General features: G+C 63.2%; 18 protein-coding genes. 4 read left to right on the forward strand and 14 right to left on the reverse strand.

The features are described from left to right. Positions 1-403: 403 nt before the first annotated feature. Complete coding sequence (locus I603_RS11675) at positions 404-3,181, forward strand: TonB-dependent receptor (RefSeq protein WP_068865252.1); 2,778 nt, start codon at positions 404-406, stop codon at positions 3,179-3,181. 191 nt (positions 3,182-3,372) lie between these two features. On the opposite strand, the gene I603_RS11680 is transcribed toward I603_RS11675, so the two are convergent. From I603_RS11680 to I603_RS11695, 4 genes are read right to left on the reverse strand one after another with little or no spacing between them, the layout of a single operon-like run. Beyond that, complete coding sequence (locus I603_RS11680; RefSeq protein WP_267889884.1) at positions 3,373-4,905, reverse strand: tryptophan halogenase family protein; 1,533 nt, start codon at positions 4,903-4,905, stop codon at positions 3,373-3,375. Between the two features lies 1 nt (position 4,906). Beyond that, a complete protein-coding gene (locus I603_RS11685; RefSeq protein WP_068865254.1) occupies positions 4,907-5,935 on the reverse strand; it encodes a LacI family DNA-binding transcriptional regulator in 1,029 nt (342 codons plus the stop codon). Between the two features lie 2 nt (positions 5,936-5,937). Further along, positions 5,938-7,599 carry an alpha-amylase family glycosyl hydrolase gene (locus tag I603_RS11690; protein WP_068865257.1) on the reverse strand — a complete coding sequence of 554 codons (1,662 nt, stop codon included), beginning with the start codon at positions 7,597-7,599 and terminating at the stop codon, positions 5,938-5,940. Next, positions 7,599-9,425 (reverse strand): alpha-amylase family glycosyl hydrolase, encoded by a 1,827-nt coding sequence (locus I603_RS11695; protein WP_068865258.1) that lies wholly within the window; start codon positions 9,423-9,425, stop codon positions 7,599-7,601. The genes I603_RS11690 and I603_RS11695 overlap by 1 nt, the downstream gene beginning before the upstream one ends. 310 nt (positions 9,426-9,735) lie before the next feature. On the opposite strand from I603_RS11695, the gene I603_RS11700 reads away from it, so the two are divergent. Genes I603_RS11700 through I603_RS11710 form a run of 3 tightly spaced genes read left to right on the forward strand, consistent with a single transcriptional unit; the run spans position 9,736 to position 14,805 of the window. Further along, positions 9,736-11,322, forward strand: coding sequence for an MFS transporter (locus I603_RS11700; RefSeq protein WP_068865260.1), 1,587 nt, complete (start codon positions 9,736-9,738; stop codon positions 11,320-11,322). Then, on the forward strand, positions 11,322-12,686 hold the full coding sequence (locus tag I603_RS11705) for an alpha-amylase family glycosyl hydrolase (RefSeq protein WP_068865262.1): 1,365 nt from the start codon (positions 11,322-11,324) through the stop codon (positions 12,684-12,686). Before I603_RS11700 ends, I603_RS11705 begins: the two co-directional genes overlap by 1 nt. Before the next feature lie 31 nt (positions 12,687-12,717). Beyond that, the gene (locus I603_RS11710) at positions 12,718-14,805 is read left to right on the forward strand and encodes a glycoside hydrolase family 97 protein (RefSeq protein ID WP_084440076.1); all 2,088 of its coding nucleotides are present in this window, start codon (positions 12,718-12,720) and stop codon (positions 14,803-14,805) included. A gap of 93 nt (positions 14,806-14,898) precedes the next feature. Here I603_RS11710 and hemA read toward each other — a convergent pair whose 3' ends face one another. The 10 genes from hemA to bchL all read right to left on the reverse strand — a co-directional run bounded on the left by hemA (position 14,899) and on the right by bchL (position 23,504). After that, positions 14,899-16,119, reverse strand: coding sequence for a 5-aminolevulinate synthase (gene hemA, locus I603_RS11715; RefSeq protein ID WP_068865267.1), 1,221 nt, complete (start codon positions 16,117-16,119; stop codon positions 14,899-14,901). A gap of 23 nt (positions 16,120-16,142) precedes the next feature. Beyond that, positions 16,143-16,961 (reverse strand): putative photosynthetic complex assembly protein PuhE, encoded by an 819-nt coding sequence (puhE, locus tag I603_RS11720; RefSeq protein ID WP_068865268.1) that lies wholly within the window; start codon positions 16,959-16,961, stop codon positions 16,143-16,145. Next, on the reverse strand, positions 16,955-18,037 hold the full coding sequence (gene acsF, locus I603_RS11725) for a magnesium-protoporphyrin IX monomethyl ester (oxidative) cyclase (protein WP_068865270.1): 1,083 nt from the start codon (positions 18,035-18,037) through the stop codon (positions 16,955-16,957). The genes puhE and acsF overlap by 7 nt, the downstream gene beginning before the upstream one ends. Then, the gene (locus tag I603_RS11730) at positions 18,034-18,342 is read right to left on the reverse strand and encodes a hypothetical protein (protein ID WP_068865272.1); all 309 of its coding nucleotides are present in this window, start codon (positions 18,340-18,342) and stop codon (positions 18,034-18,036) included. The genes acsF and I603_RS11730 overlap by 4 nt, the downstream gene beginning before the upstream one ends. Continuing rightward, complete coding sequence (gene puhC, locus I603_RS11735; protein WP_068865274.1) at positions 18,342-18,827, reverse strand: photosynthetic complex assembly protein PuhC; 486 nt, start codon at positions 18,825-18,827, stop codon at positions 18,342-18,344. Before puhC ends, I603_RS11730 begins: the two co-directional genes overlap by 1 nt. Beyond that, a complete protein-coding gene (puhB, locus tag I603_RS11740; RefSeq protein ID WP_068865275.1) occupies positions 18,824-19,597 on the reverse strand; it encodes a photosynthetic complex putative assembly protein PuhB in 774 nt (257 codons plus the stop codon). The genes puhC and puhB overlap by 4 nt, the downstream gene beginning before the upstream one ends. Then, entirely contained in the window at positions 19,588-20,394 is an 807-nt protein-coding gene (gene puhA, locus I603_RS11745) for a photosynthetic reaction center subunit H (RefSeq protein WP_068865277.1), read from the reverse strand. The genes puhB and puhA overlap by 10 nt, the downstream gene beginning before the upstream one ends. Before the next feature lie 73 nt (positions 20,395-20,467). After that, entirely contained in the window at positions 20,468-21,907 is a 1,440-nt protein-coding gene (locus I603_RS11750) for a BCD family MFS transporter (RefSeq protein ID WP_068865279.1), read from the reverse strand. Next, entirely contained in the window at positions 21,907-22,608 is a 702-nt protein-coding gene (bchM, locus tag I603_RS11755; protein ID WP_068865281.1) for a magnesium protoporphyrin IX methyltransferase, read from the reverse strand. Before bchM ends, I603_RS11750 begins: the two co-directional genes overlap by 1 nt. Continuing rightward, positions 22,608-23,504: a ferredoxin:protochlorophyllide reductase (ATP-dependent) iron-sulfur ATP-binding protein gene (bchL, locus tag I603_RS11760; RefSeq protein WP_068865504.1), complete on the reverse strand. Its 897-nt coding sequence runs from the start codon at positions 23,502-23,504 to the stop codon at positions 22,608-22,610. Before bchL ends, bchM begins: the two co-directional genes overlap by 1 nt. Positions 23,505-23,525 lie beyond the last annotated feature (21 nt).

The raw sequence follows: 23,525 nt of genomic DNA on the forward strand, positions 1-23,525 counted from the left end.
ATCCGGGGCCAATGTGTGCGCTTTCGCCATGGAGGCAAGCCTATCAGAGCGCCTCAAGTGGGCCAAGGAATATAAGGTAATGTAGAAATAACAGTGCTATAAACCACGCCATCCTGCCGCCTTGGTGCGACGGCGTCATTGCCTTCCGGCCTCGATCGGGCGACGAGGACACGGCTGCTCTCAAGACTGTGACAATCCGGCAACAAATTGTTGAAAGCTTGCCGAAGGGGACGTCACTCGGGCGCAAAGGTTCTGCTCAAACTAATGAAATAAAACAATAATAAGAAAATCAGCCTGCCTCGGCCGGCAAAGTGCGAATGGCAATTTACCTGTGCCTGTGATTGCGCTATGAAAAAATCTGCAAAAGCACACGCATGATGTTGCTTGCGGGAGGGGAGTTTCGATGAAGACCAACGGGATCACTATGAGCGCGCGCCTGCTGAGCGGGGCCGCGACCTTTCTGGCGCTGACCGCGACCGGCGCACCCGTGCTCGCGCAGGATGCCGAGGAACAGGCTGTCACCACCGCCGAAGGCGAAGACAATGCGATCATCGTCACCGGGATCCGCAGCTCGATCCAGACCTCGCTCGATGCCAAGCGCAACGCCACCTCGATCGTCGAGGTGATCGCGGCGGAAGACATCGGCCTGCTGCCCGACCTCTCGATTGCCGATACCCTCGCGCGCCTGCCGGGCGTTACCGCCCAGCGCGTGCGCGGCCGTTCGCAGCAGATTTCGATCCGCGGCCTCGGCCCCGACTTCTCCCTCGCGCTGCTCAACGGCCGCGAAGTGGTTTCGGCAGGCAACAACCGCGGGATCGAGTTCGACCAGTTCCCGTCCGAACTGATCGGCTCGGGCGTTGTCTACAAGACCGGCGATGCGCAACTGGCCGCCATCGGTATTGCCGGCGCGGTCGATCTGCGCACGATCAAGCCGCTCGACTACAAGGATCGCCAGATCACCGCGCAGGCCACCTACACCATCAACGACAACGGCTCGCTCAACCCCGATTTTTCGGATGACGGCTACCGTTTCTTCGCATCCTATATCGACCAGAACGAAGCCGGCACGCTCGGTTGGTCGCTGGGTGCCACGATCCAGTCGATTCCGACCCAGTTCATCAGCCGCGAGCTCAAGACCAACCAGTTCCAGGTCGCGCGCACTGCCGACGGGGTCATCTATCCCGCCGACAACCCGCGCCAGGGCGTCGTGAGCCGCAATTTCGAGCGTACCTCGATTGCCGGCACCCTGCAGTTCGAACCGAGCGACAGCTTCTCGCTCAACATCGACGGCTTCTACACCGACACGCAGGACTCAGGCATCTTCCGTGGTACCGAAACCCCGATCGCCTCGTGGAGCGGTGCCCAGTTCGAAGGCGCAACCGGCAGCGGTCCTTTCGCGGACAGCGCTACCTATTCGGCGGTGGTGCCGATCCTGCGCACCGATACCGAGGGCAGCAAATCCGAAATCTTCGCAATCGGCGGCAACATGGAATGGAAGGCGACCGACAATCTCGGCTTCGTCCTCGACTACGGCTATTCGACGCTTGATCGCAACGACATCGACTATGAAAGCTACGCCGGCACCGGCCGCGCGCGTTCGGGCGCGCAGGACACGCTGACCTTCAACTTCGCTCCCGACGGACAGTACAGCATCGATGGCCTGCTGGATTACACCGATCCGGCCAACGTGCTGCTGACCGATCCGGGCGGGTGGGGCCAGGTCGGCTTCATCAAGCAGCCGATCATCGAGGACGAGCTGCACCAGCTGCGTGCCGAGGCCTATTGGGAATTCGACGGCGGTATCATCGATTCCATCGTGGTGGGCTGGCTTTACACGGACCGTTCCAAGAACTTCGATTCCAACGAGAGCTTCCTGCGTCCGACCGCCGCTTTCGGTGACGGGCTGGCGGTTCCGACCGGCTCGATTGTCGGGGCGACCAACACCAAGAGCCTCAACAACGACATTCTGGCCTATGATCCCTCGCGCTTCCTGACCGATGGCACCTATCTGGTCGAGAAGGCCACCTTCGATACCCAGTGGATCGTCGAGGAGCAGGTTCACAACTTCTACATCCAGGCCAATATCGACGGCGATCTCGGCCCGGTCCCGGTGCGCGGCAATATCGGTCTGCGCTATGCCGACACCTCGCAGGAATCGACCGGCACGATCGGCGGCGGGCTGACCAACACCGTCGGCACCAGCTACGACAACTGGCTGCCGAGCATGAACCTCTCCTTCGAGATCATGCCCGACACCTTTATCCGTCTTGCCGCGGCCAAGACCATCACCCGCTCGCGGCTCGACCAGATGACCGCGAACCAGAACATCAACTTCAACCCGCTGAGCTGCACCGACACCGACGGCGACCAGTTCCCGGACACGGTGATCGGGTTCAACCCGCCACAGCTGGTGTGCTTCAACCTGAGCGGCGGCAACCCGTTCCTGCAGCCCTACAGCTCGACCGCCTACGATATCTCCTTCGAGAAGTATTTCTCGCCCGGCTCGGCGATCATCGTCGCCGCCTTCCACAAGGACCTGTCGGACTGGATCATCGACTTCAACGAGCTGATCGATCTGACGCAGCCGATCGTGAATTCGGGCTTCGGTGGCATTCTGAACACCGCGCCCGAACTCGCCACCGGTGTTTTCAGCGGTCCGGTCAACTTCGCTGATGGCAGCATCACCGGTATCGAAGGCACGGTCCGGGTCAACTTCGGCGACCTGACCAGCGCGCTCGACGGGTTCGGCGGGTTCTATTCGATCACCTATGCCGATGCCGAGGTGCAGAACCAGAACTTCAACCCGCTGCCGATCCCGGGCTATTCCGATCTCACCTGGTCGGGCGACATCTTCTACGAGAAGAACGGCTTCCGCGCCAAGCTGGCGGCCCGTTACCGCAGCGGCTTCCTGTCGGAAGTGCAGAACTTCGACGGGTCGTTGTCGGGTGCCAATGCGCAGCCGGAAACCATTCTCGACGCGCAGATCGGCTACACCTTCGACCGGCCCGGCAGCTTCCTCAACGGGCTGGGCGTGCTGGTCGAGGTGTTCAACCTGACCAACGCGCCTTTCGTGACCGAGAACGACCTGTTCGATGCGGGTGGCAACAACATCGGGGCCTTCCCGAGCCGCCACGAGCTGTATGGCCGGACGTTCAACTTCACGATCCGCAAGAACTTCTGACGTCCCGCGCCCTCGGGTCGTACCAGGGTTGCAGGAAGGGCTCGCCGGAAACGGCGGGCCCTTTCCTTTGGGCGGCAAGGTGGCAGGTTACAGGGGGTTTGCGCTGGTTTTGCGCCGCATCACGGCGGGTTAGACCCGTGTCAGACCCCCCTTCGCCCCCCTCTATCGGCGCTGTTCCACGTGAAACACTCTCAGGCGGCAGGGATCGGAGCGGCACAGTGGCGGGCGATGAATTCGCGATGGGTCGGCATGGCCGCCACCGCCTCGTCCATCGCCTGGCGGATCTGCGCCAGCCGTTCTGCTACAGGCACACCGCTGCGCATCGCCGCCAGCGCCGGAGCGCGCCGCGGCACGATCCCCTGGCCGAGATAGACCGCGATCCAGCTGGGATTGGCGAACAGTTCGCCCGGATCGGAAACCAGCGTCCCGTGCGCTCGGAAATGGTCGATCTTGTATTGCAGGCTGTCGGGGATCGGCATGGCGGCGCAATAGCGCCAGAGCGCGGAATCGTCCCGCGTCGAGGCCTTGTAGTGGAGGATCAGGAAGTCCCGGATCAGCTCGTATTCCCTTGAAGTCTGGGCATTATATTCGCGTGCCAGCAAGGGTGACATCGCGCTGTCGGGCAGCAGTGCGATGAGCCGCAGGATGCCATATTGGATGAGGTGGAGGGAGGTCGATTCCAGCGGCTCCATGAAGCCTGCCGAAAGCCCGATCGCAACGCAGTTCTTCTTCCAGAATTCCCGCCGCTTGCCGGTGACAAAGCGCAGGGTGCGCGGATCGGCGAGCGGTTTGCCGTCGAGGGTTGAAAGCAACTCCGTGCTCGCCTCGTCCTCCGACAGGAATTCGCTGCAATGGACATAGCCGTTGCCGGTGCGGTGCTGGAGCGGGATACGCCACTGCCAGCCCGCCTCCTTCGCGGTGGAGCGGGTATAGGGAGTGAATTCCCCGCTTTCGCAGGGCGCGGCAACGGCCCGGTCACAGGGGAGCCAATGCTGCCAGTTGTCGTAGCCCGCCGCCAGTGCCTCTTCGATCAGAAGGCCCCGGAAACCGCTGCAATCTATGAAGAATTGACCATCAATGCGCTCCCCACCCTCGAGCGTGACACTCTCGATGAACCCGTCCTGCCCGCGTAAGGCAACGTCCGCGACGCGCCCCTCCTTGCGCACAACACCGCGGGCCTCGGCAAAGCGCCGCAGGAAGGCGGCATAGAGCCCGGCGTCGAAGTGATAGGCATAGTCGAAAGTCGACTGGATCAGCCGCCGGTTGGTAGAAGGGTGCGCGAACTTGCCCGCCTTCGCCATCGCCCAGCACATCGCGAAATCGTCGATTGGCCCGTCAACACGCCCGGCCAGGCTCTCCCGCATCCAGTGATGATAGAAGGGAACACTATCGAATTCAGCACCATACTGGCCGAAGGGATGAAAGTAGCGATGTCCCTTGCGTCCCCAGTCGACGAATTCGATGCCGAGTTTGTAGCTCCCCTGCGTCTCGCGCACGAAGGTCGCTTCGTCGATCCCCAGCCGGCGGTTGAAGTGGCGGATCGGCGGGATCGTCGCCTCGCCCACGCCGACCGTGCCGATCGCCTCGCTTTCGATCAGGGTGATGGAGCAGTCCCGCCCCACCGCCTCGGCCAGCGCCGCGGCCGTCATCCAGCCTGCGCTGCCGCCGCCGACGATGACGATGCGTTTGAGCGGGGCAGGGGGAGAACTGGCTTCGATCGTCACGCTAGCCGCCGCAGCTTTCCCTGATCATGAGGCTGGTTTCAAGCCGTTCGGAAATCGCCGGACCATCGCCGCGGTCGATCAGCTTGGACACCAGCATCCGCCCTGCAAGATTTGCGTCCTGATCGATAGTGGTAAGCTGCGGAGTAACGAGCCGCGCGGCGGGGATATTGTCATACCCGACCACCGACACATCACCCGGCACGCTCATTCCGGAACGGGTCAGCGCACGAATCGCGCCGATCGCGATAAGGTCGCTGGCGGCAAAGACCGCGTCAAATTCGAGCCCGCGGGCAATCGCGCTGCGAGCAGCGGCCTCGGCCGAGTGCACCTCGAAATGGGCGGGAACGATGAGGGTCTCGTCCACGGTAATCCCGGCCTGTGTCAGCGCCTGTCGATACCCGCGCGAGCGTTGTTCCGCTTCGGGAGCCTCTGTATCGCCAAGGAAGAGGATCCGACGGCGTCCGAGACGCACCAGATGCGATGTGGCCCTGCGCCCGCCTGCCACGTTATCCGATCCGACCGAGCAATACTGCGCATCGGGAAACTCAGCGCCCCAGACGACAAAGCGATTGTCACGCGCGGCCAGGGTATTGAAGGCATGATGCAGCGAGCTCTGCCCGATGAAGATCACGCCGGTCGCACGGCTGGTGCTCATGGCGTAGTCCAGATCCTCTCCGGCACGCGGGGTAAGATGGCTGATGATGAGATCGGCGTTGCGCTCGCGCGCGGCCTCCGCGATCCCGGCGAGAAGCTCGAGGAAGAAGGGGTCCGCGACGCGGCTCTCGCGCGCCTGCGGGGCAGGCACGACCACCGCAATGGTGGCATCCGCACCGCTTGGCCCGGCAGGCATCGAGGCGCGAAATTCGTAATCATGCGCCCGCGCGATCTGCCAGATCTGCTGCTTGGTGCGGCGCTTGACCGAGGGGCTGTCGTTCAAGGCGCGGCTGACGGTGGAGACCGAGACCCCGGCTTCGAGCGCAATATCCTCCAGCGTGGCGCTGCGCCGCGATGCAGGACGATTGGCGTTCATTGTCAGGCTTGCTCCGCTTTGCTCGCGGCCCAATAACCCGAACCGGGCGCAAGCACCATGGGCGGTTTGGCAGGCTCGTCCACGTCGCTTTCGCTGGCCAGCAGGCAAGCATCGACGAAATCCTCGGGCGGGGTCCAGTCCAGCGCCTCATCGCTGAGGTTGAAGGCGCACAGCACCGCGCTCTCGCCCTCGTGGCGCACGAAGGCTACGATCGCCTCGGGCGTATCGAGCAGCGTCATGTCGCCGCAGACCAGCGCCGGATGCTGCTTGCGGAGCCGCAACAGTTTGCGGGTATAGCGCAAGGTCGAACGCGGGTCCTCGGTCTGCCGGTCGACAGCAAGTTCGGCATGGGCAGGATCACGCTTGAGCCATGTGCGGTTGGCGCTCGAAAATCCTGCCTGGGGCGCAAGTGCCTGCCATGGCATCGGGGTGCGCGCGCCGTCGCGGCCGAGCGTGTGCGGCCAGTTGGCGATGGCTTCGGGATCGAGCAGGTCCTCGAAGGCGACCTCGCCCTGCGGGAGGCCCAGTTCCTCGCCCTGATAGATGATCGGATTACCGCGCAGCGCCAGCAGCAGCAGCATGTTGAGCCGTGCCATGCGTGCCATGTCGCCGCCCAGCGTCCAGCGGGTGACCGCGCGCGGTGCATCGTGGTTGGAAAAAGCCCAGGAAGGCCAGCCCTCGCCTGGCTCCCCACTCCATTGCGAGAGCGAGGCGCGCACCAGCGGCGCGGTGATGCGCGGAGCGTAGAGGAAATCGAAATTGTAAGCCGAATCCAGCCGCTTGCCTCCAGCCGTGAAGGCCTTCATTTCCGCTAGCGGCTCCGGCCCGCCGACTTCGGCGACGGTAAAGCGGCCCGGGAACTCGTCGATGGTCTGGCGGATGCGCTCGAGGAAGGCGGTGATGTCGGGGTGCGACTGGTTGTAGCGCTTGATTTGCATGTCGAAGGGCCGCGTAACCAGCTCCATCGGCAGGTCCGAGGGCGGATTGTCGCGCAGTTCGGGGTCGTGCATCGAGAAGTTCAGGGCATCGAGCCGGAACCCGTCGACGCCCCGCTCCAGCCAGAACCGCGCGACATCCAGCAGTGCTTCCTGCACGTCGGGATTGTGGACGTTGAGATCGGGCTGTGAGGTCAGGAAATTGTGCAGGTAATACTGCTTCCTCGGTCCGTCCCACTGCCATGCCGAGCCGCCGAACACCGATTGCCAGTTCGACGGCGGCGAGCCGTCCGGCTTCGGGTCGGCCCAGACATACCAGTCGGCCTTGGGATTGGTGCGATCCTGCCGGCTTTCCCGGAACCAGGCGTGCTCGTCCGAGGTATGCGAATAGACCTGGTCGATGATTACCTTGAGGCCCAGCCCGTGGGCCTTTTCGATGATCCGGTCGAAATCCGCGAAGCAGCCGAAGCTCGGGTCGATCCCGCAATAATCGGCCACATCATATCCGAAATCGCGCATCGGCGAGGTGAAGAAAGGCGAGATCCAGATCCCGTCGACACCGAGACCGGCGATGTAGTCGAGCCCCTCGGCAATCCCCGCAAGGTCACCGATACCGTCGCCGTTGGTGTCACGGAAGGAGCGCGGGTAGATCTGGTAGATGACCGCGCCGCGCCACCACGCCAGCGGGTGGGTGGCGGCAGAGGTGGTTGTGGCAAGAGCGGTTGCCATTAGTCGTCGGTCTCCAGAATGCAGGCGGCAAAGCCGAACGGCTCCAGCGCGATGCGCAGCGTGCCGGGCGCAGCGAGGATTGCCTGGCAACCCTTCACCAGCGGTGTCACGCCGGTGGCGCGGTAGCTTACCTCGATATTTCGCGAAAGCGCCGATGCGCCGGTGTTGAAGGCCAATAACACGCGCTGTCCGCTGGCGGGATCGTGGCGCTCGACGGCAAGCAAGCCGGGCGCCGCTTCCTCGAAGGCGCGTACTTCGGTCAGCCCGCGCCGAAGCGCCGGACTGGCCATGCGTGCCTTGGCGAGATCGGCGATCAGGCGATAGAGTGGATGGGCGGTGTCGAAATTGTTCTCGGCGGTGGTGGCGCGGGTGCCGATCAGGCGGTTGTCGTTGTAGACCGTGACCTTGCTCGGAAACATGTCTTCGCGCGCGAGCTGGTCATTGCCGTCGGATATGAAGCCCTGTTCGTCACCGTAATAGACTGTCGGCACGCCGCGCAGCAGGAACATCAGCGCATGGCCGAGGCTGACGCGTGCGAGCAATTCGTCCTCGTCCTGCGTTGCGCTCATCTGCGCCACGAACATGGCAAAGCGGCCGAAATCGTGGTTGCCCAGGAAAGTCGGCAGGCCGAGCGCGGTCCTGGCCCCGCCCGGATAGATCGCGTCCTGCTGGAGGAATTCTGCCATCAGGCGCGGGGGCGCCTTGCCGCTCGCCACCAATTGCGCGGCTTTCGCAAAACCCATGTCGAGCGCATAGGGTAGGCCGCTTTCCGCCATGACCTGCGCGGCGAGCGTAGCGGTCGGCTCCTCATAGGCGATCTCGCCGAAGATGTGGAAATGGTCGATCCCTTTGGCCTTGGCGCGCTCCAGCATGGCGGGGACGAAGGCCTGCCAGAATTCGGGGTTCACATGCTTCGCGGTGTCGATGCGGAAGCCGTCGATGCCGTAATCGTCGATCCATGCGCCGAAGATTTCGATCATCCCCGCCACGACGCGCGGATTCTCGGTCGCCAGATCGTCAAGCCCCGAAAAGTCGCCGTAGACGCTGCTTTCGCCTATCCAGTGCGAATTGCCGCGGTTGTGGTAGAGCGTGACGTCGTTGAGCCAGGCTGGCACCTTCACGTTCTTTTCCGCATCAGCGACCTGCGGGGTGTAGGCAAAGGTCGGATCGGTCAGCTTTTCCCAGTTGGCAGGGTCGGGGTTGTCGTCGCCTGTGAACCCTTGGTTGATCGACGCGCCATCGGGGCCGCCCCGGCGCGAGAAGGGGTATTCGCCCTTGAACCGATAGGCATAGCCCGTGGCCTCGCCCTCCGCATAGTCGATCACGTCGGCGGTGTGGTTGGTGATGATGTCCATATAGACCTTCATCCCGCGCGAATGGGCAGCATCGACGAAGGCCTTGAATTCGGCATTGGTGCCGAAATGCGGATCGACGCTGGTGAAATCCGTTACCCAGTAACCGTGATAGCCGGCGCTTTCCTCGCCCGGCTTGCCCTGTACCGGCTTGTTCTTGAAGATCGGCGCGAACCAGATCGCGGTGACGCCCATGCCCTGGATATAGTCGAGCTTTGCGGTGAGCCCCCTGAGATCGCCGCCATGGTAGAAGCCCTTGTGGGTGGGATCGAAACCGTGTCGCAGCCGGTCGCCCCTGATCCCGCCGCGGTCATTGGCCGGATCGCCGTTTGCGAAGCGGTCGGGCAAGACGAAATAGATGATTTCGTCCTCCGGCGCCCTTGCGGCAATGTCAGCTGCCGGCGATGCCGGACCGCTCGCGATTGCCGAGCTGGCGCACAGAGCAGCCGCGAGGCTCACGAAGATTCGCGTCATGACCCAACTCCCTCCGAGAGGGCTTCTGACACCATGTCGGGATTTTTGCAAATCTTTGTAGCAGCGCGGCGCAAGGGGAGGGCTTGATTTTAAGATTATGAAAAAAAGAGATATATAGTCATAATCCGACGACCTTCGCGAAATTCACGGGAGAAATTTGTAAAGTTTCTTGCAAATTTTTGCAGGAGCTTCAGACTGTCATCACGGGGTTGTGGCGCGAAGTCTGGCGGGAAGAGCGGACAGGCTACAACTTGTGCGATGCCGCGTCATCCGAGCATGGGTGAGAAGCGGGGGAGAGGGCAAGACAATCATGACGCAAGCCGGCCACAAGCCTGCGCTGAGCGCAGGCCAGATCTGGAACATGAGCTTCGGGTTTCTCGGAATCCAGATCGGTTTCGACCTGCAGAACGGCAATGTCAGCCGCATCTTCCAGACCCTCGGCGCCGAGGTCGACGAACTCGCCATTCTCTGGATCGCAGCCCCCATGACCGGCCTGATCGTGCAGCCGATCATCGGCCACCTTTCAGACAAGACGTGGGGGCGCTTCGGCCGGCGGCGGCCCTATTTCCTCGTCGGCGCGTTGCTCGCCAGCCTCGCATTGTTCGTGATGCCCAATTCGCCCGCGCTGTGGGTGGCGGCAGGGATATTGTGGATCATGGATGCCTCGCTCAACATCACGATGGAACCGTTCCGCGCCTTCGTCGGCGACAATCTGCCCGATCGCCAGCGGACCATTGGCTATGCGATGCAGAGCTTCTTTATCGGTGTGGGCGCCGTGGTGGCGGGCGCGCTTCCATGGATGATGACGAATTGGCTGGGACTCAGCAATGTCGCGCCTGCGGGCGATATTCCCGAGACAGTGCGCTGGGCGTTCTATATCGGCGCAGCGGCGTTGCTGGCGGCGGTATGCTGGACGGTGTTCACGACCAGGGAATATTCTCCCGAGGAAATGGCGCGCTTCGAGGCGGCACGACGCGGCGAACTCGGCCTTGGCGAACACGCCTCCGCTCCGCTCCGGCGCAGTGCGGCGCAGTTTGCCCGAGGCGGGCTTGCCTGGGTTATCGCCGGGCTGGTGTTTGCGTTCTTCGTTGCTGTCGCCCGCAGCGAGGCTCGCCCCGCCATTTTGGGCAATATTGCCATCTCCAAGGAGCTTTTCGTGCTCGCCGCCCTGCTTGGCGGTTTCGGTATCATTCAGCTTGTCGCGAGTGTCCTGCGCGGGCAAGGGCGCAATGACAGCGGTTTCATGGAGGTAGTGAGCGATCTTTTCGCCATGCCCAGAACCATGCGTCAGCTCGCCGTGGTGCAGTTCTTCAGCTGGTTCGCGATGTTTGCGATGTGGATCTACGGCACGCCTGCCGTCGCCGAGTACCATTTCACCGCCCCTGATCCCGCCACCCGGGGCTATCAGGATGCGGCTGACTGGTGGAGTCTGCTGGGGTCGGTGCGGAACGGGCTTGCAGCGGCGGCGGCGCTCGGCTTCATCCTTATCGCCGCGCGGATCGACCGTCGGCGGTTGCATGCCATCAACCTGACCCTCGGCGCAGCGGGTTTCGCGTCCATGCTGCTGATCCGCGATCCGGCGCTACTGTGGGTGTCGATGATCGGGGTCGGCATCGCCTGGGCCTCGATCGTCTCGCTGCCCTATGCGATTCTGGCAGGCTGCGTGCCGGCGGAAAAAATGGGCATCTACATGGGGGTGTTCAACATTTTCATCGTCGTGCCGCAGCTGCTCGCCGCGACGGTGCTGGGCTTTCTCGTCACCAACCTGTTTGGCGGCGCGCCGATCTACGCCATGGGCATCGCGGCGGTGAGCTTCGTTCTGGCGGCGGCGGCGACCCTGTTCGTGAGTGATGGCGAGGCTGCGGGCGTTTCGCCACTACGGGCGGGTGAGGCGTGATGCGTCTCGCCCTTGTCCTGCTGGCGAGCACGCTGGGCGCGGCCCCGGTGCTGGCCGAACCGGACTACGCCCCGCGCGAGATGGTGCAGGTGGAGAACGCCCCATGGACGGCGGACGCGGTGCTCTACCAGCTCAACACCCGCCAGTTTACCAGCGAAGGCACCTTTGCCGCCGCGCAAAAGCAGCTGCCGCGCCTCGCCGCCATGGGCGTCGATATCATCTGGCTGATGCCGATTCATCCCATCGGAGAGGCCAATCGCAAGGGAAGCCTTGGCAGCCCTTACGCTGTGCGCGACTACCGCGCGGTCAATCCGGAGCTCGGCACCGAAGCCGAATTCCGCGACTTTGTCGAGGAGGCGCACCGGCTGGGACTCAAGGTGATCCTCGACTGGGTCGCCAACCATTCGGCCACTGACAATCCGCTGACCCTCAGCCACCCGGAATGGTACACCCGCACCCCCGACGGCGCGCTGATGAGCCCGCAAGGCACCGACTGGTCGGATGTCGCGGATTTCGATTACAGCCAGCCCGCCTTGCGCCGCTACATGACCGAAAGCCTCGTCTACTGGGTGCGCGAATACGGGATCGATGGCTTCCGCTGCGACGTGGCGGGCTATGTACCAACCGACTTCTGGGAAACCGCGCGCGCCGAGCTCGGCGAGGTGAAGCCGGTCTTCATGCTCGCTGAATGGGAGCAGCGCGATCTGCACCACCGCGCCTTCGATGCGACCTATGGCTGGGGATGGAAAGAGGCGATGCAGCGCCTTGTCACAAGCGGCGAGGGCGCCGGGCCGATGCGCGGCTATTACGCCGGACAGGCAGAAACCTGGCCGCACGCGGCGATGCGCATGGTCTATACCGACAACCACGACCAGAATTCGTGGGACGGGGTGGCGAGCGACATCTACGGCCCGGCCTACGAGGCGGCTATTGCGCTGTCTTTCATGGGCGCTGGCCTGCCGCTCATTTACAATGGACAGGAGGCGGACAACGACCGTCAGCTGGCTTTCTTCGAGCGCGATCCTATTACCTGGCGCGAAGGGCGCTATGATGCGTTGCTGCGCAAGCTGATCGCGCTGAAGACCGCAAGCCCCGCGCTCCATAACGGGCGCTTCGGCGCACCGATGATCGAGGTGCCGACCAGCGATACCGCCGATGTCTATGCTTTCACGCGAGGGGAGAAGGGTGGCCGGGTGTTCGCCGTGTTCAACCTTTCGCCGCGGCCGCACAGCGTGACCTTCGACAAGGCGCGTCACCACGGCACCTATGCCGATGCCTTGAGCGGCACGCCCGCGCGCTTCGCTGGCGGCGAGACGCTCGAGCTGCCCGCCTGGGGCTACAGGATTTTCGCAGAGACCAAGTGAGGCGCCGCATCAAGGCGCGGGAGAGGCACGCATGACGAAGCACTGGAAACCACTGGTCGCGCTCGCGGCGATCGCATGGGCGGCCATGGGGGCGGCAGCGCCCGCCCATGCGGAAAGCCTGACGCTCGCCTCACCCGATGGAAAGATCACCGTCACGGTCAGCGATGATGGCGGACAGGCGACCTATGCCGTCAGCTTCGAAGGTGAAGAGGTGATCGCGCCCTCGCGTCTCGGGATGCTGTTTGCCGATCACCACGGCTTCGAGCGGGACCTTGCCATTGCCGGATCAACCCGCGCGAGCAAGGACAGCACCTGGGAGCAACCTTGGGGCGAACGCTGGCTGGTGCGCGACCAGCACAACGAGCTCGCGGTGACGTTCCGTTCCGCCACCGGCCCGGAGCGGCAGATGACCGTCCGTTTCCGTGCCTTCGATACCGGCGTCGGCTTCCGTTATGAATTGCCCGAGCAGGCGGCGCTGACGGGCGATATCGCCATCGTTGAGGAGCTGACCCAGTTCGCCGTCGGCGAGCAGACCACGATGTGGTATACGCCTTCCGACGAATTCAACCGCTACGAATACGTTACCCGCACCGCGCCCGCAGGCAAGGTCGATGACGCACATACGCCCGCGACCTTCCGCCAGGCGAGCGGGGTGCATTTCGCGATCCACGAGGCCGCTCTAGTCGATTACTCGGCCATGTCGCTCGGCGCGCTCAGGCCAGGCACCTTCGAGGCGCGGCTTCGCAGCTGGCAGGGCGGACCTAAGGTGAAGACCCGCGCGCCGTTCAAATCGCCCTGGCGCACCATCCAGATCGCACGCGAGGCGGTCGGCCTGATCAATTCCGACATCATCCTCAACCTCAACGAGCCCAACGCGCTGGGCGATGTGTCGTGGGTGGAGCCGGGCAAATATGTCGGAATCTGGTGGGCGATGCATATCCGCGACCGCAGCTGGGGCCGCGACGGAATCCACGGCGCGACCACCGCAGAGACCAAGCGCTATATCGATTTCGCCGCGGAGCATGGCTTTGCCGGCGTGCTGGTCGAAGGCTGGAACATCGGCTGGGACGGCGACTGGTTCAATAATGGCGACCTTTTCCGCTTCACCGAGCCCATGCCTGATTTCGACCTCGCGGAGCTGGGCCGCTATGCGCAGGCCAAGGGCGTGCGGCTGATCGGGCACCACGAAACCTCGGCCAATATCAGCAACTATGAAAGCCAGACGGAGGCCGCCTTCGATCTCTATCGCAAGGTCGGCGTGGCGCAGGTCAAGACCGGCTATGTCGCCGATGCGGGCGATGTCGTGCGCGTCGATGAAAACGGCGTACGCCGCTACGAATGGCACGACAGCCAGTTCATGGTCGGCCATCATTTGCGGGTGGTGAAGGCGGCGGCCGAGCGGCAGATTTCGATTAACGCGCACGAGCCGGTCAAGGATACGGGCCTCAGGCGGACTTACCCCAACTGGATGACCCGCGAAGGCGCGCGCGGCATGGAGTTCAACGCCTGGGGCTCGCCGCCCAATCCGCCCAGCCATGTGCCGATGCTCGCCTTCACCCGGATGCTGGCGGGGCCGATGGACTTTACCCCCGGCATCTTCGATCTGAGGCCCAATGAACGCCCTCCGGTAAGGGCCGATATCCCGCGTGGCGATCCGGCGAACCGCCCGCAGACCACGCTGGCGAAGCAGCTGGCGCTTTACGTGGTGCTCTATTCGCCGCTGCAAATGGCCGCCGACTTGCCGGAGAATTACGAAGCGCGCATGGACGCCTTCCAGTTCATCAAGGATGTCGAGGCCGACTGGGAAGAGAGCATCGCGCTGGCGGGTGAGGTGGGCGAATTTGTCGCCTTCGCGCGGCAGGGGAGGAAGTCGAAGGAGTGGTTCCTTGGCGCGGTGACGGATGAAGAAGCGCGCGATCTGGTGCTGCCGCTCTCGTTCCTTGAACCCGGCCAGAAATACCGCGCGCAGATCTACCGCGACGGGCCGGACGCGCATTGGGACAGCAATCCCTACGACCTCGTGATCGAGGAAAAGATCGTCACCGGCGGGGAGAGCTTCGCTGTGCGGCTGGCTGCCTCGGGCGGGGTGGCGGTGCGCTTCCTTCCGCTTGACCGTTGATCCGATAACGAAAGAAGGCGGGCACCTCCCCCAAGGTGCCCGCCCTCAAGCACTCCCGTCCAAGGGAGAACCGGAAACGTCGGTAGTCGGCTGCTATGCGGCGGTGGCCATCCGCGCGAGTTCGCAATGCGACCAGATCTCGGACAGAGCCTTGATCAGGCGATCGATATCGCCATCTGTGTGCACCGGCGAGGGCGTAACCCGAAGCCGCTCGGTCCCTACCGGCACAGTCGGGTAATTGATCGGCTGCACATAGATGCCGTGATTGTCCATCAGCCAGTCGCTGATCATCTTGCACTTCTTGGCATCGCCAACCATCACAGGGATGATGTGGCTGGGATTGTCGAGGTGCGGGATGCCCATCATGTCGAGCTTGCGGCGCACCTGCGCCACGCGTTCCTGCTGCATTTCACGCTCGACGCTGCTGACCTTGAGGTGACGGATGCTCGCCGTAGCGCCAGCGGCGACGGCAGGAGGCAGCGCGGTCGAGAAGATGAAGCCGCTGGCGAAGCTGCGCACGAAATCGACGAGGTTGCGGCTTGCGGCGATATAGCCGCCCATCACGCCAAAGGCCTTGCCCAGAGTGCCTTCGATCACGGTGATGCGATCCATCAGCCCTTCGCGCTCGGCGATCCCGCCGCCGCGCGGGCCGTAGAGGCCGACGGCGTGGACTTCGTCGATATAGCTCATCGCGCCGTGCTTTTCGCATACATCGAGGATGTCGGCGATGGGTGCGATGTCCCCGTCCATCGAATAGACGCTTTCGAAGGCGACCAGCTTCGGTACCTCGGGGCCGTATTGCGACAGCAGCTCGTCAAGATGTTCGACGTCATTGTGGCGCCAGACCTTGTAGGGCGCGCGCGAATGACGGATGCCTTCGATCATGGATGCATGGTTGAGCGCGTCCGAAAATACGACGCAGCCCGGGATCTTGCTGGCCAGCGTGCCGAGGCCTGCCCAGTTCGACACATAGCCGCTGGTGAAGAGCAGCGCGCTTTCCTTGCCGTGGAGGTCCGCCAGTTCCTGTTCCAGCAGCACGTGGTAGTGATTGGTGCCCGAAATGTTGCGCGTGCCGCCCGCGCCGGCGCCGCATTCGTCGAGGCACGAATGCATCGCTTCAAGCACGGCGGGATGCTGGCCCATGCCCAGATAGTCGTTCGAGCACCACACGGTGACGGCCTGCGTTTCTTCCTCGATGAAGCGGGTGGCGTGCGGGAAACGGCCACGATGGCGCTTGATGTCGGTAAAGACCCGATAACGTCCGTCAGCGCGAACAGCGTCCAACTCGCTGGCGAAAAAAGCTTCGAAATCCATCGGGCATTCCTCGTTCATTTTTGTCATGTCGTTATGTTCCGTCCCTGCAGCGTGGCACTGTCGCGCTGCGGAGCGGCCCGCTTGGGCAGGGCCCATCCCCACAGCATGCCGTCCCGGAACGGCAGGGCAAGAAAGAAATGCTCAAGCACGCCCAGCAGGCTGAGCGTGAACAGCAGGCTGGCCCCGACCATCTCGGCACTTCCGACCGGCGCGGCGAGCGCGATCTGGGCGAACCAGACCGAGACCGCCGTGATCCCCGCAATCGAGAATACCAGAAGTAAGGTCATCCGGTTGGGGCCGAAATAGGACTTAAGATAGGCAAGATGTTCGGGCAGCATTTCCGAGGTGGTGTTGGGCACCCCGACGAAAAGATTGATCTTCGAGGTCAATCGCATCCCGAACATCAGAACGAACACGCTGGCGCCGATTTGGTTGGGTACATCCCAGGACAGCGAGATCAACAGTAGCGCGGTGAGGGCAAGGGCGACTTCGTGGTGCATCACCGTCGAGGCGGCCTGGCGGAAACGCGCGATCCCGGTAAGGCCGGGATCAATCGGACCGCGGCGCGGCCCTGCGGCGGCACCGGTGAGGAAGGCGAGTTCATGCCAGCCCCAGACCATCAAGGCCCCGACAAAGCCGAGATAGACGGCCCAGACCTCGGCCGAAAGCGAGGCGAACAGGATCACGACCAGTCCGCCGATCCCGGCAACGCCGCCGATCTTCATGCTGCGCGAGAAGGTAGTGTGTTCGCGGTTGTCCGCCCATGCGATCAGGCCGGTGGCGATGAACCAGATCGCCACCGTCGCGATGAACGGCACAACATGACCTTCCCAGCTTACCACGCGGGTTGCAGCCTGATCGACTGGGGCAGGGCGTTAGACTTGGTCGGGTGCAAATAGAGCCGCGCGAAGCTGAGCGCGGCGCCCGCCATCCCCGAGGCACGCATGGCGAGGCCCGAGATACCGCCGCGCTTCTTGCCTTCCTCGATCTTGAGCGAGGCAAGGCGCATGTTCTCCATCTGGCGCCGGAAGGCCGGACTGTCGATGTCGAGCTCGATCGGATAGACCTGCCGGGTGATCTGGTTGCACACCTCGAACACCTGATAGTCATATTCGGTCGGATCGACCCCGAGTGCCTTGTGGAACGCCGGACGCGCATGGTCGCGCACATACATCGTGGCATAGACCGCCACGAGGAAGAAGCGGATCCACAGCTTGTTGAGGCCGGTCAGCAGCTTGGGATCGGCGCGCATGATCATGGCGAAAGCCTCGCCATGGCGGAACTCGTCATTGCACCACTGTTCGAACCAGTCGAAGATCGGGTGGAACTTGTATTCCGGGTTCTTGGCGAGCTGGCGGTAGATCGTGATGTAGCGCGCGTAGCCGATCTTCTCGGACAGGTAGACCGAATACCAGATGAACTTGGGCTTGAAATAGTGGTATTTCTTGGACTTGGTCAGAAAGCCCAGATTGATGCCGATCCCTGAATCCTTCAGCGTTTCGTTGATAAAGCCGGCATGACGGCTCTCATCGCGCGCCAGCAGCTTGAACAGCTGCTTCATGTCGGGGTTCTTGGTCCGCTTGGCGATTTCGGCATAGAGGATGCAGCCGGAAAATTCCGACGTCAGCGAACTGACGAGGAAATCGATGAATTCCGCGCGCAGTTCCGGCTCCAGCGCTTCGATCACACCGTCGAAGGTCGCATTCTTCTTGAAATGCTTCTTGTTGGGGTCGGCCACCATGTCGGCCATCAGCTGATCCCACTCGGCCCGCACGAGGCTGACGTCGATCTTGTCGAGCGCGTCGAAATCGGTGGTGTAGAAGCGCGGCGAGAGCACGGTCTCATGGGTCGCCATCGCCAAAGTATCGGGCTTCGCGGCATCCTGTCCTGCGGCGGTGATGGTCGAGTGGGCGTTCATTTCAGGCTCCCGGGGTTGAAACTGACTTCATAAAGTTCGGTGAGATCGAAATAGGCGGCCATGCGCGTCCAGGCGCGGGTCAGCGGGGTGGCGCGTTTGACAGTTGCCATGCGGGTGAATTGCAGACTCTGCCCGAAATCCACCGTCACGGGCGCACCGTGCACCTTGACCTCGTCACCGGGATAAAGGCGGATATCGCCTTCTAGCTCGACATGCGCGTGGAAGTGCTCGGGGCTTTGCTCGATCGTGACGGTGCAGGGCACGTCAAAGATGCGTTGGCTCTGACCGAGGAACAGCAGCGGCATCAGCGCGACTCCTTCGCAGGCAGCATATTGGCGAAGATCGCGCGGTTGTCCGGCCCGAAGGAGGCGACCTCAACGCTCTTGCCCGTCACCGGATCATTGAGCGTGATGTTGCCGTTTTCCCATTCGGTGAGTTCGAAGGGAACCTCGGGACCCTCGCCGCGGATCCGGCGCTGGTGGACGAGGCTGCGCACGCTGGCCCGAATGAAGCCGCCTTCGCCCGGACCGAAACGGCCCAGCACCTCGGTTCGCGGCCCGTTTTCGACCCGCACCGTGCCGTCTTCCTCGTCGAAGAAGCGCAGGGTCTGCATCGCCGCGGGCTTGATTCCCGCTTCCGCGCGCGCCTTGTCGGGGATTGCGGTCTTCTCGAAAAAGCCGAATTGCACCAGCGCCGTCAGCACGAGCGAGATCAGCACGATCCCGCCCATGAGCATGAGCGGCACCTTGTCGACGGTGACTTCGTCCTTCTCGTACTCGCGAATGATCATGCGGGAGCTCCCTCCAGTCCCTTGTCGCCGAGGCCAGTTTCGCCCACACGATTGGTCATCGCGACCCGGGCTGCTGCCGGAGCGGTGACCGCAGGCTGATGACCGGTCAAAGCCGGTTCATCCTTGATCTCGGTCAAATTCGTGGCGATCTCGCCATAGCGTGCCCTGACCTCCGCGATCAATTGCGCAAGTGCCGCGGCCTCTGGCACCGCGCGCAACATCGGCTGCGGATGGGCATAGCGGCGCGGGCGCACATGCGGCCACAACAGCACGTAGCCCAGCAGCCGCTCGCCATTGAGTTCGAGCGCTATATCGCCGTAGCCCTTGCCCCGGTCGCGCAGATGAGCTGCCTTGACCTGCTTCAGCGGCACATTGATGCGCGTCTCGATCGCCATGCCTATGCGCATGATCAGGCGGACATCGGTGAGGATGTAGAGCGTGCTGCGCGCGCTCAGCCAGGCGAGGAAATAGAGCAGCGCGATCAGGATCACTCCGCCACCGATCGCAACCAGTGCCGCATCCGGACGCCCCGTCGCCAGCGCAATCACTGCCAAGGCGCACATGTAGAGCCCCAGCGTGCGGGTGTGAAAAGCGGTGCGAGCAAGCAGACCAAGACTGGGACGGCCCTTCCACAGCACCTTTTCATCAGGTGCCGGGGTACCCAGGCGATCGCCGTGGGCGGTCGGGCCGTCATTCTCCAGTTCGGCGTGATCGATCCCGGCGACCTGCGCGATGGCGGTCGCCGGGTTTTCGGCGTTGTTCAGATCCACGGTTCGGCCCTTTCCGGCGTCGCATACATGTAGCCGCCGCCGAAATAGGCCTGAATGCGGTCTTCTTCATAGCGGGTGATGATTCCCGGTGTCTCGATCGCCGGAACATCTTCGAACTGGGCAGCGGTGATCGCGTCGATCTCGACGAACTTGGGCTTGTCTTCCACGATCGGCAGCAGCGCGTCGATAAGGCTGTTGCCGTGGACGACGGCCACCATCATCGGTGCCAGCACCTTCTTGCCGGTGTTGGTCTCGACTTCGAGATAGCGGATGATGTGTTCCGCCTGATCGACCCAGATATCGCTGACCTTGCCGACCATCTTTTTGTCGGCCGCCATCACCGGCCAGCCGATCAGCTGGGGATCATTGGGCGAGACGATCAATTCGTGGCTGTTCGCGATCGGCACGATGCGCGGGCGGCCATCGAAGGTCAGGTCGGGATATTTCGAGCGGTTGGCCCAAGCGGCCGGACCCAAGCCGTCCTTCATCGGATTGCCGGTCGGCACCCAGGGCGCACCGGGGGCCCGGAAGGCCTGCGTCGCGGGGACGCTGACATCATCACGGGCAACATCCTCGGGAACGTAGGTGCCGCGGCCGTGGGGGAGCGGGAAGCTCTTCTTGTCGCCGTCGAACAGACTGCCGGGATGGATCTTGCCGGTCTGTTCGTCCTCGAGCGGGTAGCCTTCGCGGCGGCTTTCCTTGTTCAGGTAGAACACCAGCGCGATGAAGAAGAACAGGAACAGGAAAAAGGCGAGTTCGGCAACATCGAAGGTGCCGACAATATAGGCGTGGTTCATTTCACGTTCCTCTCATGGATTTTGGCGGCTGAGGCGGAGCCGGGCAGGATGGGGCAGAGGCAGGCACAGGTAATCATGTCGGAAACTCCCTCAGACCGAAAGGCTTGGCCTCCGGGTCGGCCTCGTCGGGAAAGCGGTTGCGCCGCGGACCGACCAGCGGCCCCAGCGCGGCAAGCCCGGCCAGCAGCAGGGCAATCTCGAGGATGTAGACAGTGGAATAGCCGGTGGCGCGGGTAGCGATGCTGGCGGCATTCTCGCCGTTCTGCAGCAACAGCGCGACAAGGTCGCGCAGCAAACCGCCGATTGCGATGCCGGCGCCGGCGCAGGTTGCCTGCACCGCGCCCCAGGCCCCGAGGGCAAGGCCTGCCGTCTCGGATTTGGCGATCGTCATCGCCTCCATCAGGGTTCCGACCGAGAAAAGCCCGAGTCCCAGTCCGATGCCCAGCGCGCCGAAATAGAGCATCGCCGGGGCCGAGAATGGCCCTGCAAACAACACCAGCAGGAAGGCGTTGATCCCGATCACCAGTCCGGCTCCGGCCAGTCGCAACTGGTCCCAGCCCCGCGCGAGACAACGACCCGAAAGCATGAAGCCGAGCAGCGAACCCAGCGCCCAGGCACCCGTCAGGCCCGTTGTCGCACCGACTGAAAGATCAAGAATCTCGCCGCCATATGGTTCAAGCAGGGCATCCTGCATCGCAAAGCCCATCGCACCGATGCCAATCGCGGTCAGCAGCCGGCCATTGCGCCCGTCTTTCACGAAAGCCTGCCAGAGTTCCGAGAATGTCGGCGTGTCGCGGTCCGGCGCGGTCACCTTGGGGTTGCGCGCCTCCTGCTTCCACAGGGCCGTGGTGTTGAGAATGACGGTCAGAATGGCGGAGCCCTGGATCACCTGCACCAGCTTGGTCGGTGAATATTCCAGCAATACGCCGCCGATCACAAAGGCGGCAAACATCATGCCCACCAGCAGCATCACGTAGAGCAGCGCCACTGCACGCGGGCGCTTGTCCTCGGGCGCCAGATCGGTCGCGAGCGCGAGGCCTGCGGTCTGCGTCACATGGAAACCGGTTCCGGTCAGAAGGAAGGCTGCAGTCGCCGCGATCAGCCCGACCTCGAAGCGCTCCGGTACGCTCAGCAGCAGCAGCGCGAAAGGCATGATCGCAAGGCCACCGAACTGCATCAGCGTGCCGAACCAGATATAGGGCACCCGTCGCCAGCCGAGCACCGAGCGGTGGGTGTCGGACTTATGGCCGATCAGCGCGCGGAACGGCGCGACCACCAGTGGCACCGCGATCAGCAGCGCTACCAGCCAGGTCGGCGTGCCCAGTTCGACCACCATCACCCGGTTCAGTGTGCCATTGAGCAGCACCGTCGCCATGCCGACCGTCACCTGGAACAGTGACAGGCGCAGCAACCGCCCGAGCGGCAAATCCGCACTCGCAGCATCGGCGAACGGGAGGTAGCGGAACGCCACCTCCGTCCAGCGCGGTGCCTGAGGGCGGGCGGCCTTCTTCATCAGTGCCTCACCAGCTCGAGCGCCTGCGAAGTGTAGAACCCGCTGGAGATGCGCTTGGTGCGGCCGATCTTCCAGCCGGGCAGTTGTCCGAGCCGGTGGCGGATCTCCCATTCCAGCGTCGGCACGATAGCGGGCGAGCGATCCGAGCGCGGGAAAAGCTTGCCCACCGTGTACATCGTCTGCAGCAGTGCGGTACGCGGAGCAAAGGTGAACAGGATCGAGTGCGTCGTGCGCTCGGCCAGTTCGGCCAGCGCATTGGCCAGGTCAGCGGGCTGGTAGTGGATCAGCGAGTCCATTGCGACCACATGATCGAAGCTGCCAAGATCCGGATCGAGCATGTCGCCGCTCTTCCAGTGGATGCGCCCATGGCCGATGAAGGAGGGAGTGCGCTCGCGCGCTACTTCGACCAGCCCTGCAGCCACGTCGATGCCGGTCACTTCCGCCCCGCGGCAAGCCGCTGCGATCGAGAAGGCACCGGTTCCGCAACCTGCATCGAGCACGCGCGTGCGACGCAGATCATCGGGCAGCCAGGACAGCAGCGTTGCACGCATCTCTTCGCGGCCCGCGCGTACCGTGGCGCGGATACCGCTCACCTTGGCATCGGACGTGAGATCGATCCACGCCTGCCGGGCCGTGCTGTCGAAATAGGTCGCCAGCGCCTCGCGCTGGTTGTCATAACGAGAGTTCAGTCGGGTAGCCATCATTCAAATCCCAGGAAATCAAAGATATCGCGGTCCTTCATCGGTTGCGCTGCGGAGGGTTCTACCCCGTCCCACAGCATCTGCGCCAGGCGCAGGTATTCGTTCTGAGCCTGGATCACTTCGGGATCATCGCCCATTTCGAACAAGGTGCACTTCTTCAGACGCGAGCGGCGGATGGCATCGACATCGCGGAAATGCGCGAGCCGCTGCATCCCTATCCGGTCACAGAAGCGGTCGATTTCGTCGGTTTCGCGGCTGCGGTTGGCGACCACGCCGGCCAGACGGACGTCGTAGTTCTTCGACTTGGCGCCGATCGCCGCCACGATCCGGTTCATCGCGAAGATGCTGTCGAAGTCGTTGGCCGCGACCACGATCGCGCGTTCGGCATGCTGCAAGGGGGCCGCAAAACCGCCGCACACGACGTCGCCCAGCACGTCGAAGATGACAACGTCGGTCTCTTCGAGAAGGTGGTGCTGTTTCAGCAACTTGACCGTCTGGCCTACGACATAACCGCCGCAGCCCGTGCCTGCCGGCGGCCCGCCGGCCTCGACGCACATGACTCCGTTATACCCTTCGAACATGTAGTCTTCAGGCCGCAGTTCCTCGGCGTGGAATTCAACCGTTTCCAGCACGTCGATGACCGTCGGCATCAGCTTCTTGGTCAGCGTGAAGGTGCTGTCATGCTTGGGATCGCAACCGATCTGCAGCACCCGGTGGCCGAGTTTCGAGAACGCCGCAGACAGGTTCGAAGAGGTGGTCGATTTGCCGATCCCGCCCTTTCCGTAGACCGCGAAGACCTTGGCCCCCTTGATCGCGTCGCTCGGGTCGAGTTGGACCTGCACCGACCCCTCGCCATCAGGCGGAGCAAAACGCGACTTGGGGGTGTGCAGGTTCATCAGGCGATCCTCTGTTTTCTT

This window comes from Erythrobacter dokdonensis DSW-74 (assembly GCF_001677335.1).
GTDB classification, from domain to species: domain Bacteria; phylum Pseudomonadota; class Alphaproteobacteria; order Sphingomonadales; family Sphingomonadaceae; genus Erythrobacter; species Erythrobacter dokdonensis.